The organism is Acetoanaerobium noterae, assembly GCF_900168025.1.
Taxonomy (GTDB): Bacteria; Bacillota; Clostridia; order Peptostreptococcales; family Filifactoraceae; genus Acetoanaerobium; species Acetoanaerobium noterae.
In genome coordinates, this window is record NZ_FUYN01000002.1 from 478,069 (window position 1) to 491,324 (window position 13,256).

General features: G+C 33.6%; 11 protein-coding genes. 9 read left to right on the plus strand and 2 right to left on the minus strand.

Annotated elements, in window-relative coordinates; translation table 11 throughout:
• Window positions 1–331: 331 nt before the first annotated feature.
• Window positions 332–1,405 carry a phosphodiester glycosidase family protein gene (locus B5X47_RS05800; RefSeq protein ID WP_079589242.1) on the minus strand — a complete coding sequence of 358 codons (1,074 nt, stop codon included), beginning with the start codon at window positions 1,403–1,405 and terminating at the stop codon, window positions 332–334.
• Between the two features lie 221 nt (window positions 1,406–1,626).
• Between B5X47_RS05800 and B5X47_RS05805 the strand changes: the two genes are divergently transcribed.
• From B5X47_RS05805 to B5X47_RS05830, 6 genes are all read left to right on the plus strand, one after another.
• Window positions 1,627–2,697 (plus strand): cobalamin B12-binding domain-containing protein, encoded by a 1,071-nt coding sequence (locus tag B5X47_RS05805; RefSeq protein WP_079589243.1) that lies wholly within the window; start codon window positions 1,627–1,629, stop codon window positions 2,695–2,697.
• A 79-nt stretch (window positions 2,698–2,776) separates the two neighbouring features.
• Window positions 2,777–3,808, plus strand: coding sequence for a GGDEF domain-containing protein (locus tag B5X47_RS05810; protein WP_159446409.1), 1,032 nt, complete (start codon window positions 2,777–2,779; stop codon window positions 3,806–3,808).
• 75 nt (window positions 3,809–3,883) lie between these two features.
• Window positions 3,884–4,261 carry a MarR family winged helix-turn-helix transcriptional regulator gene (locus tag B5X47_RS05815; RefSeq protein WP_408605643.1) on the plus strand — a complete coding sequence of 126 codons (378 nt, stop codon included), beginning with the start codon at window positions 3,884–3,886 and terminating at the stop codon, window positions 4,259–4,261.
• A 90-nt stretch (window positions 4,262–4,351) separates the two neighbouring features.
• On the plus strand, window positions 4,352–4,705 hold the full coding sequence (locus B5X47_RS05820; RefSeq protein ID WP_079589246.1) for a carboxymuconolactone decarboxylase family protein: 354 nt from the start codon (window positions 4,352–4,354) through the stop codon (window positions 4,703–4,705).
• Window positions 4,706–4,771: 66 nt separating this feature from the next.
• The gene (gene lpdA / locus B5X47_RS05825) at window positions 4,772–6,466 is read left to right on the plus strand and encodes a dihydrolipoyl dehydrogenase (protein WP_159446410.1); all 1,695 of its coding nucleotides are present in this window, start codon (window positions 4,772–4,774) and stop codon (window positions 6,464–6,466) included.
• A gap of 16 nt (window positions 6,467–6,482) precedes the next feature.
• Window positions 6,483–7,445, plus strand: a complete 963-nt coding sequence (locus B5X47_RS05830) for a lipoate--protein ligase (RefSeq protein ID WP_159446411.1) — start codon at window positions 6,483–6,485, stop codon at window positions 7,443–7,445.
• Here the strand turns inward: B5X47_RS05830 and B5X47_RS05835 are convergent.
• Window positions 7,422–8,453 carry a C39 family peptidase gene (locus B5X47_RS05835; protein WP_079589249.1) on the minus strand — a complete coding sequence of 344 codons (1,032 nt, stop codon included), beginning with the start codon at window positions 8,451–8,453 and terminating at the stop codon, window positions 7,422–7,424. The genes B5X47_RS05830 and B5X47_RS05835 overlap by 24 nt on opposite strands.
• A gap of 230 nt (window positions 8,454–8,683) precedes the next feature.
• Here B5X47_RS05835 and B5X47_RS05840 point away from each other — a divergent pair, with 230 nt between their 5' ends.
• The 3 genes from B5X47_RS05840 (at window position 8,684) to B5X47_RS05850 (ending at window position 13,125) form a co-directional block, all read left to right on the plus strand.
• Entirely contained in the window at window positions 8,684–10,555 is a 1,872-nt protein-coding gene (locus B5X47_RS05840; RefSeq protein WP_079589250.1) for a polysaccharide biosynthesis protein, read from the plus strand.
• 180 nt (window positions 10,556–10,735) lie between these two features.
• Window positions 10,736–12,376, plus strand: a complete 1,641-nt coding sequence (locus B5X47_RS05845; RefSeq protein WP_079589251.1) for a copper amine oxidase N-terminal domain-containing protein — start codon at window positions 10,736–10,738, stop codon at window positions 12,374–12,376.
• 164 nt (window positions 12,377–12,540) lie between these two features.
• A complete protein-coding gene (locus B5X47_RS05850) occupies window positions 12,541–13,125 on the plus strand; it encodes a DUF4230 domain-containing protein (RefSeq protein WP_079589252.1) in 585 nt (194 codons plus the stop codon).
• Window positions 13,126–13,256: the final 131 nt, after the last annotated feature.

Sequence of the window (13,256 nt, forward strand, 5' to 3'; positions counted from 1 at the left end):
GTCCTTTCAAAATATAATATAGTTGCTTTTCTGAAGTGTTGAAATTTACTGAAAATATATTGCGAAGTTCATCATTTACACTTGAGACTATATTATTTTATGAATTTGTCCGCCATATGTCAACAAAGTTATTTTTATAACAAGTATTTAAAAACAAAATAGATGAATATATAGAAATCTATAAGATATATCAAGTGGAATAGAGATAATAAATAAAACAAAATTAAAAGGCTTGTAACCTATTTAGTATAGGAAACAAGCCGCATAATTAAATACTATAAGAAAGTCTAAATTAAAGGGTTTATATCAGAGAAAAGGTGATGGTTCTGCTTTATTCAAAGAATATCAATGCATTGTTTATATTTCTGCCAGGATTTGTTTTGTAAGAGCCATTGTACAAAAGAGCTGAAGAAGCTCCACCGTCTAGATTCATAGCACTTTTTAGGTTTAATTCCTTGCAAATTTGAGATAGCTCAGTAATCGAAGCATTTGCCACTGTTCCTATGATTACTCTTCCATCTTCTCTATAACCGACAAAGCTTCTTTGAGATCTTTGGGTGTTGATTTTGGCTTCAGTGAAGCCTTCTTTTGCACCATCGGCTGTTATAGTATTATTTAATATAAGACTTGGTCCAGCTCCTACAGCGTATACTACGTCCTTCCATACTGCGTGGTCGGCCTCAGTAGCATTTTCTCTTGTTGAGAGAAACTCTGGAGTATAATCTACTGTAGAGCCTATGTTAAATCTTTCCATTAGATAGTGCATGGAAGGGTTGAAGGATATTACGAATCCATCACTTGGGATAGCTGTATTTCCTGAATTTTTTTGAGCAACCTTACCATTTCTCACTATTACATTTTGGGCGTCTGGCATTTGAGTAGAGCTAGCGAAATCAGGAGTAAATATCATAATAGCGTCAGGCTCAGTTCTAGAATGATTGATTCCCCAAGTGTAGTACTGGTTTTCTACACCATCTATGCTTCCTGTGATTTCTATATTTAAATTATCTATCACTAGCTTTTTATCCTTGGTTATACCAAGCACAGCACCGTAGTTTCCAATGTGAAGAAGCTTTCCTTTATCTATTATTGTTCCATATGGAACAGGAACTCCGTTGTAAGCACTAAAATATGTGCCATTTACTGCGGCAAAAGCCTTTTTGCCTTCTATAGCTCTGGTATTTACGATGTTTTGAAGGCTATCAGCCGCCAAAATTTTATTGTTTGCTAGTCCCATTGCAGGACTTATATCGGTAGCATTTAAATTGAGTAACACATATTTAGCAGTTTTTCCATTGCTGAATTTCTGGCTAGTATAATAGTGGTGAGATGAAGCGAAAGACAAAGTAGAAGATACTAATAGGATTAATATCATAATTGTTAGAGTAAAAAGCCTTTTTATCATAGAGCCCTCCTTGAAATTTTTATTAATAGTATTATATCAAGAATTCATTAGGATAAGATAGAATTAGTTTAATTTATATCAAACTTTGAAAAGCTGAGTGTATTCTAGGTTTTGTTTTATAGAATAAGCGAATGGGTAAAAATATTTTGACAATTAATAGTACTATTGTATTATAAAGTAAAGAGATAATAAGGGTGAATAAATTTTGAGAGGAGTTTTAAATGAGTCTATTTGTAAACTATAATGATTCAAGATTTATTGATATTGCACAAAAGATTTTTGAAGAACAATTTATAAGAGACCCAAAACTCAAAGCACAGCTAGATAATAGAAGAAAGAAGCTTATGTATGATGATGTTGTTTACAATATAAGCCATCTGATGACAGCGGTTTACTTTTCGGATGAGAAGATTTTTGAAAACTATGCTCTGTGGGTGTATGAACTGCTTTGCAATCTGATGAAGGATTTTGACAGAGATAGAATAATGCAGATGATGGTTGAACATTATACTATAACTGCTGAGGTGCTAGAAGCCGATGCAAAAGAGATGTTTAGCGAAAAAGAGCTTGAAAAAGCAGTGGATTATTTGAAAATAGCTATTAATGTTACAAAGGAAGCAGTTACAAATATTGAGCTTTCAGATTCATTTGAAAAAGGAAAGTATAAAAAGCTTAGAAAAGAGTATCTAGATGCCCTTTTAAAGAGTCAAACTACTGAAGCCTATAGAATAATTGAGGATGCTAGAGCCTCTGGAGTATCACTTGTGGATATTTATGAAGAGGTATTGTCAAAAGTATTGTACGAAGTGGGAGAGCTATGGCATAAGAGCATAATAACAGTTGATAAAGAGCATTATGCTACATCAATTACTCAGTCAATAATGTCAAGATTTTATGATGAAATATTTAATAGACCTAGAAAGAGTAAGACTCTTTTGTCGTGCGCTGTGGGCAGTGAGCTTCATGAGATAGGGGTAAGGATGCTTTCGGATATGTTTGAATATCATGGTTGGGACACGATTTATTTAGGGGCTGCCCTTCCAGAAGCTGCAATATTAAATGCTATAAAAGAGCATCAGCCAGATTTAGTAGCTCTATCTGTAACCATGCAGCCGTATCTTACAGAATGTGAAAGCGTTGTGCTTTCAATTAGAAAAAACTTTCCGGCTATAAAGATAGCAGTTGGAGGGCAAGCTTTTATTCCAACAGAGCGCTTATGGGAAAAGTGGCCAATAGATTTTTATTCTAAAAAAGCCATTGATCTTATTGAATGGGCAAAAGAAAATATCTAAATGTGACGATGATATAAAATACAGAGCTACATAAGGATTACGTGTAAGCTAGGAAAGTATGATATGGAGGGGACTGGGGATGGATTTAACAGGATTTCTGTTAGAATGTGACAAAAATGGTCAGATTTTAAATGTATATTGGAATGAGCCGACATATATAGTTTCTCCATATCAGAAAAGATTAACGGATTTATTTTCAGAGGATGTGAAGCAGGATTTAGAAGCTATGCTTGTTAAATCAAAAGATGTAAGCGAAATGCTCTACTGCAGCAAAAATTTAGAGCTAAGAAGTCCGAAAAGACAAATTTCAGTTTGCTTTTTAGCATCGGAAAAATCCATTTTAGTTCATGGGATAGATGTTATGGAGCTAGGCATAGAATCCTCTATGCCAGCTTTAAAAAAGATGATTTATAACTTTATGAAAGTTCTTCATATGTATGACGGTAAAGTTATAACCGATAATGAAAGAATCATGAGATTTCAGTTCGAACAGATTCAAAAGCTAAACAATGATTTGCTTAACACTCAAAGACAGCTTCAAAAAGCAAATGCGCAGTTAAAAAGAGCTAATGAGGTCCTAAACAATAGACTAGTAAAGGATGCACTTACAGGACTTGTAAGCAGATATCAATACAGAGAAGAAATTGATATGATTATCAAAACATCACCAGATAAAAAGGGGATTTTTACTTTTATAGATATCGATGACTTCAAAAGAATCAATGACAACTTTGGACATAAGGTTGGTGATATCTATTTAAAGATATTTGCAAATAGATTATCTAAGTTGAATTTTGATAACGCTATTTTTATGAGAATTTCTGGCGATGAGTTCGGAGTTTATATTCATGGATATGAAGAAGTAACCGATGAGCTTATAAAATTTGTCTGGGATGAAATAGAAAGTAAAATTCTTTCTTCTGAATTTGAAATAAATGCTATAAAGCACAAGATATACTGCAGTGCTGGAATGGCTGTGTATGCTGAAGATACTAACAGTGTTTACGAGCTTATAGATTATGCAGATTTTGCAATGTATATAGCTAAAAAAAGCGGAAAAAATTCTTATAGAAGGTTTAATTTAGAACAATATAAGAGTGCTAAAAATTAATTTAACCTAGGAGGATTTATGAGTTTTAATTTAGATAGGTGAGTCGGACATATAACTGAAAATGCTATAAAGCAGATTTCAGAGGCCTTTGGTAAAAGGCTTAAGGATACAGGAATTACTAGGATTCAGTGGATAGCTATGTTTTATATAAACAAACATGAGATGATATCTCCACGAGAGCTTTCTAAGATTATGAATGTTCAGGATTCTAGTGCTACTAGGTTGATTGAGCGTATGGAAAAAGAGGATTTAATTGAAAAGATACCTAGCGAAAAGGACAAAAGAGTTACTTTTGTAAAGCTTACCTCAAAAGGCAATTCTCTTTTTAAAACTTTGATTCCATACGGAGATGAGTTTAATAATGAGCTTATTGAGGGGATAGATGAGGAGGAGCTTGAAGTATTTGAAAGAGTTCTACACAAAATGATAGAAAATATTTCCAAGAAGGGATAAATTTTAGTTGAAATTTATTCCTTCTTTTGTTATGCTCTAATTATACTTGCTATAGCAAGTAAATTTATAAAATAATATCAGGAGGTTGTCATGGCTTATAATGTTAGAGAAATGCTAAACAGTTTTGTTGGGGGATTAGAAAATTTATCAAAAACTAATGGGGAGCAGGTTGGAGCGTTTATGGGACTTTTAGGAGCTGCCTATGAGCCTAAGCATCTAGACCTTAAAACTAAAGAGCTTATGAGCGTTGCAATAGGTTGCTACAATAGATGCGAATACTGCATAGTTTATCATTCATACAAAGCTTTGGAAGCAGGAGCTTCAAAAGAAGAAATTTTAGAGGCGGCTATGGTTTCTGTTGCATTTGGTGGAGGACCTTCTATGGCATACACTGTTACACTTCTTCAGGAGTGTATAGATGAATTTGAAAAGGATTTTAAATAAACTAAATAAAAATAAGGTAAAAAGCTGATGGGAGATAAATTCTCCCTTTTTTTGGAGGTAATTCTAATGGAAAAACAAATTATTATAGAAAAATTAAATGGACACGACAAAGAAGCTATAGTTGGAAAATGTCACAAAAAGCCAGGAGAGCAAGTAGCTGAAGGAGAAGTATTAATAACAGTGGAATCGAGCAAAGGCTCATTTGCCATAAAATCTGACTATGAAGGAAAGCTTATAAAGCTTGATATAGATGAAGGAGATACAGTTAAAAAAGGACAAAGCATAGGGCTTATAGAAGCAAGTAAAGAGCCTGCTGAGAAAAAACCAGCTTATAGCTTTGGAATTGCAAAGGCAGTAGACAAGGATATGGCATTTGATGTGATTGTAATAGGTGGTGGACCTGGAGGCTATGTTGCTGCGATAAGAGCGGCTCAGTCTGGATTAAAAACAGCAGTAATAGAAGCTGACAAGCTAGGTGGAACTTGCCTCAATTACGGGTGCATACCTACAAAAGCAATGATAAGCAGCATAGGAATAATTGACAATATAAAGCAAGCTCATAACCACGGTATATCTACTGGAGAAATCGAAATTGACTTTACGAGGCTGATTGAGAGAAAAAATGAAGTTGTAGACCAGCTAGTAGGTGGGATTGAACATTTGATGGGAGCTAACGATATAGAGTTTATTCACGGAAAAGCTGAAATTTTAGAGGATAAGAAAATAAAAGTAAATACAAAAAAGTTTAATTATAAACTAGAGTATAAGAATTTAATTCTAGCGCTTGGTTCAAAGCCTTCGTACCTTCCAATAGAAGGAGCAGATAGTGAAGATATATTGACTAGCACAGAGCTACTATCTCTTAGAGAAATACCTAAATCTCTTGTTATCATAGGCGGCGGAGTTATAGGAATGGAGTTTGCATTTATATATAGAGCTTTAGGAACGGATGTGAGCGTAGTTGAGTTTATGCCGCAGATATTAAATGTACTTGATAGTGATGTAGCTGAGGTAGTAAGAGATGAAGCTATAGAAAGAGGGATAAAGATTTATGAAGGGGCAAAAGCGACCTCGATTAAAACAACTCTAGATGGTATGAAACTGCTTGAGCTAGAGCTTGATAATAAGACTATGCATATATGTTCAGAAAAGCTTGCTATGGCTGTAGGAAGAAAAGCTAATCTAGATAGCTTAGACTTAGAAAAGCTAGGAATAGAGCTAAATGAAAGAAAAAATGGCATAAAGGTCAATGAATACATGCAGACTAATCAAGAGAACATTTATGCTATAGGCGATGTAACAAATATAATCCAGCTTGCGCATATAGCATCTCATCAAGGCATGGTAGCAGCTGACCATATAGCTGGAGGTATGCACAAGATAGATTATAGCGCAGTACCAAGTGCAATATTTACAATGCCAGAGATAGGTACGGTAGGCTTGTGTGAAAAGCAAGCAAGAGCTGAAGAACTAGATGTAATAGTTAGCAAGTTTCCGTTTATTGCAAATGGCAAGGCTATAGCAATGGGAGAATCCAAAGGTTTTGTAAAGCTAATTGCCGATAGAAAGACAAGGATAATACTAGGAGGAAGCGTGGTTGGGCCTCATGCAACAGATTTGATGGCTATAATTTCAAATTTTGTAGCTATGAAGATAACAATAGATGAAGCAAAGACTGTAATCTATGCTCATCCTACTACTTCAGAAGCTATACATGAAGCAATACTAATGCTAGAGGGGAAAGGGATTCATTTTGCCTAAAAATCTTATTATTTATGTGTCTAGAGTATTTGAGGCTTCTTTTAATTTAGCTTTTGAGCAATTTATTTTTGAGAATTGCAAGGAAGATGAGGTGATTTTGTATCTATGGCAAAATGACAAGACAATAGTGGTAGGAAGACATCAAAACCCATATAAGGAATGCAGTGTAGACAAGCTAAAGGCTGATAAGGTTGACCTTGTAAGAAGAGCCTCGGGCGGGGGAGCTGTCTATCATGATTTGGGGAATCTGAATTTTACGTTTATATCACAGGAAAATAATTACGATATAAGCAAGAATTACGGCATTATATTAGATTCACTTCGAGCTTTTGATATAGGAGGAGAAATATCTGGAAGAAATGACCTCACAGTAGATGGAGCTAAGTTTTCAGGAAGTGCCTTTATGTCAGATAATCAAGCTAGGTGTCATCATGGAACCCTGCTAATAGATACGGATATGGAGGCTTTAGCGAGGTATCTGACTCCATCAAAGCTCAAGATAAGCTCAAAAGGCATAGAGTCAGTAAAATCAAGAGTTGTGAACATTAGAAAAATAAATCCTGATATCACTCCACTAAAGCTCATAAATCAAATTATAGAAGCATTTTGTAAAGCCTATGATACTCATACATTTCCGGTTTATATTGATAGGGAATCAGCAGTTGAAAAGGTTTTAGAAAAAGAGCATAGCTATAGAAACTGGGACTGGACCTATGCTCTTACACCTAAATTTGATATAAGCTATGAAGCTAAATTCGCTTGGGGCATTTTTGAAATGGATTTGGTGATTAAAAGCGGTGTTATAAAAACTGTTTTTATTAATACAGACTGTATTTTAAGCGAATCCTTTGAAAAATTAAAATCAGATTTAGTAGGTGTGAAGCTAGAAAAAGACGAGCTTTGTAAAGCTATATCAGGCTCGCTAAAAAATCCAGATATAATATCAGATATTTGCTTATTTTTGAGTGACAAGATTTAATAGCTCTAGAAGAAGTTCAATATCTTGTGTAGTAAGATATAGCTTTTCATCTAATTTAAGCTTCTTTTCACTTAGCTTTCCTATATTCGAGTTATTTTTGTACACACTTCCATTAATAAAATTGATAGTATAATTCTCGTGACCTGAGGATATAAGAGCACTTCTTAGGGATGAATCATAGCTGTATGAAGCATCTAGCTCGCTTTGCACGATAAGTGCAAGGTCTAGATATACATCTTCATTAAACATGATGCCTTGATAGCTGGTTTCATTAATTAAAACATCTTTGTAGTCATCTGGCGAAATATCCTCTAGTGACTCGGGATATGGAGGTTTTGGAGCTTCGCCAATTGCAATTGCCCATTTTCTTTCGTCGTAAATAGGCTTAAGCTTAGATTCTGATATCCAGTAGAAATAAGGCTTTGTTGGGGATTTTTTATTGTAGGGATCAGCCACATAAAATTTTTGATTTTGAGCATCATAGCCTGTCAGAAGAACTGCATGGTTATTTCTAAGGAGCCACTGCTTTTCACCCTCTATATCAAATTGTTTATAAAAAGGCTTTGCCCATCCCATCGTGGCATAGATAACTACGGGATTGCCACTTAGTAATTCTTTTTTTATATCCTCTAGCTCTGAGCCTGAGATGTCTCTAGTAATACTTGGCATATATGTGTTAGCGTACTCAGACAGTGGCTTAGGATATATTGTAGTTCTTATTTTTTCACTAGGTGAATATGGAGAGCCTGCAAAGCCTTTAGCTGGGTCAGTAGTAGTTTTTGGCATGGCATCTAAAAAATCCTTTAGGGTTACATCATTTGTTAGACCTTTTGATTTCAAAGCCATAAGAAGAGCAGTAGGCTCACATCCAACTACAGCTCTAGTAGGATAAAGCTGAGAAACATAAGGCACATCTATTACTATATAATCTGAAGTAGAATCAGCAAAAGCAAATGAAAAGATTGATAACAAAGTAAATGCAAGAATAGTAGCTAGGATTTTTTTCATGTATGTCCTCCTTTAGAAATGTTGTAAGAAACTAACTTATTCTTGCTAGATACCCTCATTAGAAGGTAACTATCATGGATTGATGCTAAATAAATTATTATTCCTTTGTTTCATGAGTTCCTATTATCTTAATTATAGTTATATATTCAGCTTAAATAGGTTAATTTATTTTGAAGAAGCTAGCAAATCATGTATAATTATAGTAAGTAAGCTTTGAAAGGAACTAAGATATGAGGGAGATTTTATCAAATAAATTAATTAGGAAACTAGTACTGCTATTTGCCGATGCGGCACTTGTAAATCTAGCTGCATTACTTGCGCTAGAGATTAGATTTGATTTTAATATTACAGGAAGCAATATAGAATATAAGATTGCTTTTATAGATCATTTTGTTATCTATACTTGTATTGTGTTGGTGATATTTTACTTATTTGGGCTCTATAGAAGTTTATGGAGATATGCAAGCATTAATGAAATGATGTCGATTGCACTATCTGCTTTTTGGTCTAATATAGCAATATATATTACTTTTTTACTGCTTGATGTAAATATGCCTAGAAGCTTTTACATAATAAATATGTTTACTATGGCTGCATTTGTTGGGGGACTTAGGTTTTCATATAGAGTGCTTAGACGTATAGAAATGGGAAAGCTACAGACCAATAAACTAAATAGGCCTCTGTCAAAGGTACTTATTATAGGAGCGGGAGAAGCAGGGGTTATGACTGCGAAAGAACTTCTTAGAACTCCGGATATGAATAAGGTTTTAGTTGGATTTGTAGATGACGATTCAAACAAAATAGGGAAAAAAATAAATGGTATACCTATTGTAGCTGATATAAGCTCGGGAGTGAAATTTTTAGATGATGTAGATGAAATCATTTTAGCGATGCCTTCGATTACTCATAAAAGAAGAAAAGAAATTATAGAAATATATAAAGATTCTGGTGTGAAGATGAAGATTCTTCCAGGGATATACGAACTTATAGATGGACAAGTAGATATTAAAAAAATTAGAGATGTGGATATTGAGGATTTACTTGGTAGGGATTCTATAGCTCTTGATAATACTCAAATAGCTGAAGATATAAAAAACAAAACAGTTATAGTAACTGGAGGGGGAGGCTCCATAGGCTCGGAGCTATGTAGACAGATAGCTAGTTTTTCTCCAAAGCTACTTATAATATTTGATATATATGAAAACTCAGCATATGATATCCAAAACGAGCTTAAGTCTAAATATCCCACACTTCCACTAAAAGTGCTTATAGGCTCTGTAAGAGATATAAATAGGCTAGATGAGATTTTTTCCAAATACAGGCCACAGCTTGTATTTCATGCGGCGGCTCATAAGCATGTACCACTTATGGAAGATAGCCCTTTTGAAGCTATCAAGAACAATACAGTAGGGACTAAGAACGTTTCTGAAATAGCTGGGAAATACGAAGTTCAAAGGTTTGTACTAATTTCTACTGATAAAGCTGTCAACCCTACAAATATAATGGGAGCTAGCAAAAGGCTTGCTGAGCTAGTCATTCAAGATATGAACAAGAAATATAAGACTGAATATGTAGCAGTTAGATTTGGAAATGTTCTAGGAAGCAATGGAAGTGTTATTCCGTTATTTAAAAAGCAGATTGAAAAAGGTGGACCTATTACAGTGACTCATCCTGACATCATAAGATATTTTATGACTATTCCAGAAGCAGTTCAATTGGTGCTTCAAGCTGGCTCAATGGCAAAGGGTGGAGAAATATTTATTTTGGATATGGGAGAGCCTGTTAAAATAGTTGATTTAGCAGAGGATTTAATTAGATTATCTGGATTTGAGCCTTATGAGGATATAGATATAGAGTTTACTGGACTTAGACCAGGTGAAAAATTATTTGAAGAGCTACTTCTTGCAGAAGAAGGTATATTAGATACCAAGCATGAAAAGATTTTTGTAGGAAAGCCATTTGATAAGGATGATGATTTCACTAGAAAAAGTCTAGATGGAATTATAGAATCTACATTCGAAGGAAACTATTCTCAGCTAGAGCAAAGAATAAAATTTTTAATACCGAGCTACAGAGATAAATTGCAGCATAAAAAAGCTTAAAATGATATAACGAAACAATAGATATTCTTATAAATTGTTGCTTAAATCAAAATGCCCTAAATTGAGGGCATTTTTTTGTGTTATAAAATTGTAATACAATTTTAGTTATTTTCAAAAGTATATAGGGTATAACTAAATAGAAAGCCTTTTGGCTAAAAATAAAAAGGAGGAAAAGGGATAATGAAAAAACTTTTATCTTTAATTACAGTTATGGCTGTTATTTTAACACTGATACCTTTTCAATCAACATTTGCGGCTACACCTGCTAGCAAAGTTAGAGTAAGTGATAAGGTGTGGGTTGGTAATATGGAGGCGCAGCACGGAGCTTTAGTTACATTTACTGAAGATAGTAACAATGCTTGGGAGGATACTCAAAATCTGACACTTAGATTGCCTGATGGAGTATCCTGGAACAAATTCACAAGAATCAATGCTAGATTAATTAACATGGCTGATGTTGATGGCAGAGATTTAACTATTAAGTTAGTAAATACAAAAAATATAGACAGAATTGTATTAGACCCATATTTTGATATAGAGCGTAGCGTAGAAAAAGGAGATTTAGTTCTTAGAGTTTATAGAGGCGATGTTGCTGATTCTGATAAGGAATTAGTAGTTGCTGAAATCAAGGACTATGGAGCAAAATTGACAAGCTCTGATATTGCTGAATTTAACTTTATTAAGCCTGGAAGCAAAGAAGTAGTAGTATATCTAGAAGAATTCATAGATGGATCTTTAGTTGATACACAAACCTATGACTTAGAAGTTGAAAACGCTGAAATTGACAAAGCTAAGGGAATAGAAATTAAAAGATTAACTGGAGACAAGAAGTTAACAGCTACTATGAATGGAGATTACGTTAAGCTAAATGTAGATAAAACTCCTGGGAAAAGTAAATGGGAGCTTAAATTTACTATCACTCCTGAAAAAGAATACGAAGGAGATATAGTGCTTAACTTAGAAGGAAGAGGCGTAGAGGATAGTATTACTCTTGGAACAGTTCTTAAAAATGTAGATATGATGACAGGTACAGCTACTAGCATAGGTCTTGGATTTCAAGATCAAGATGTTGCTGGTATAGAAATTACTGAAATGGAAAGAGGAACACTTCTAAAAGGAGTTTATACTATAGCTATAAATCCAGAATACAAAGGTTTAGTATTTACAGATGCAAAGCTTAATGTAACAGAAGGAAATATTGATATTGATAACTTTGAATATAGAGATGGAAAATTTGTGTTTGAAGTAAAATCAGCATCTACTAGAGCATCAAAAATAGTTATTAATGATATCAAGGTAACTGTTGACCAATTTGGATATTTAGGAGATTATAAAGGCGAGCTTATTTTTAATCATGATAAATCAGATCAGATTAAGATAGATGAGGAAGTATTATTTACTGCTACAGGCTCTAAACCTTCTGAAGGACAAGCTAAATATGTAGGACAGTTCATTATTGGAAGTCCAAGCTTTATTATAACTACAAATGGAATAAATAGAGTAGAGACTTTTGATGTAGCACCATATATTCAAGATAACAGAACTATGATGTCAGTTAAAGCTGCTGGAGTGGCTCTAGATGCAAAAGTAAGCTATGATGCAGACAAAAAAATGGTTACTGTAGAGTCAGGTGATACGAAAGCTACTATGACTATTGGAAGTAAGATTCTAAACATCAATGGCGAAGAAAAAGAAATGGATACAGAAGCGGTTATAAGCAATAGCAGAACATTTATACCTCTTGCTTTTCTAGCGGATGTATTTGACGCTGAGCTTAAATGGGATAACGTTACAAAAACTGTAACTATAATGAAAAATTAGTAGAATTTTAGTAAATATAATATTAGATTAAGCAAGGGCACTTAGAGCTGATAATTTAGTTCTAAGTGCCTTATTGTTTTTAAAATAATAATTCTAACGATGCAAGATACTTTAGTTTATACTATAATGGTAATATATTGGTTTGATAGTCAAAGGAGAAAAAAATGAAAAAGATTTATAAAACAATGCTACTTATGTTGATAGTGATACTAGCAACTATCTCGGTTACATTTTTTGTAACCAATAAATTTCACGAGCAAGAGCTTTATTCAGCGTCTGGAGTTTTAGAACAGGTAAAGGATATTTCGGAATTAAATACTGTAGAAATGTATTTCAATGAAATCATAGATTTTAAAAATGCTAAGCTATTCAACAACTTCCAAATACCTTTTACTGAGAAATCATTTATTTTTACTGTAAAAAGCAAAGTGAAAGCGGGAGTTGATCTTAGCGGCATTGACGAAGGAGATATCGCTATTTCTGGAAAGAGCTTGCTTATCAAGCTACCTAATCCAACGATTACATCAAAGGAGATACTTTCATATAAGGTTTATGATGAAAAGAATGGATTATTTAACGAGGTAACTACAGAAGATACCTTAAAAGCACTTGAGCTATTTGAAAAAGATATGGAAGAACAAGCACTAAGCAGTGGAATTATAGAAAAATCAAAAGAAAATACGGAGCATATTATTAGAAATTTTTTTTTATCCTATGGATTTGAATCAATTGAGCTTGAATGGAAGTAAAAAAAAATTGAACTATTTATGTCTGTAATATTAAGGATGAAAAACTAGATATTATTCATATATATTATTTTTTTATTTTATCACAAAACGTGATAAAATTTAGACAGAATTGCAAGAATAATTTTAATCTT

What these genes read in the sequence shown, in the direction of transcription:
- B5X47_RS05800 (WP_079589242.1), bottom strand. Translation starts at nt 1,405, where the DNA reads ATGATAAAAAGGCTTTTTACTCTAACAATTATGATATTAATCCTATTA.
- B5X47_RS05805 (WP_079589243.1), top strand. Translation starts at nt 1,627, where the DNA reads ATGAGTCTATTTGTAAACTATAATGATTCAAGATTTATTGATATTGCA.
- B5X47_RS05810 (WP_159446409.1), top strand. Translation starts at nt 2,777, where the DNA reads ATGGATTTAACAGGATTTCTGTTAGAATGTGACAAAAATGGTCAGATT.
- B5X47_RS05820 (WP_079589246.1), top strand. Translation starts at nt 4,352, where the DNA reads ATGGCTTATAATGTTAGAGAAATGCTAAACAGTTTTGTTGGGGGATTA.
- lpdA (WP_159446410.1), top strand. Translation starts at nt 4,772, where the DNA reads ATGGAAAAACAAATTATTATAGAAAAATTAAATGGACACGACAAAGAA.
- B5X47_RS05835 (WP_079589249.1), bottom strand. Translation starts at nt 8,453, where the DNA reads ATGAAAAAAATCCTAGCTACTATTCTTGCATTTACTTTGTTATCAATC.
- B5X47_RS05840 (WP_079589250.1), top strand. Translation starts at nt 8,684, where the DNA reads ATGAGGGAGATTTTATCAAATAAATTAATTAGGAAACTAGTACTGCTA.
- B5X47_RS05845 (WP_079589251.1), top strand. Translation starts at nt 10,736, where the DNA reads ATGAAAAAACTTTTATCTTTAATTACAGTTATGGCTGTTATTTTAACA.
- B5X47_RS05850 (WP_079589252.1), top strand. Translation starts at nt 12,541, where the DNA reads ATGAAAAAGATTTATAAAACAATGCTACTTATGTTGATAGTGATACTA.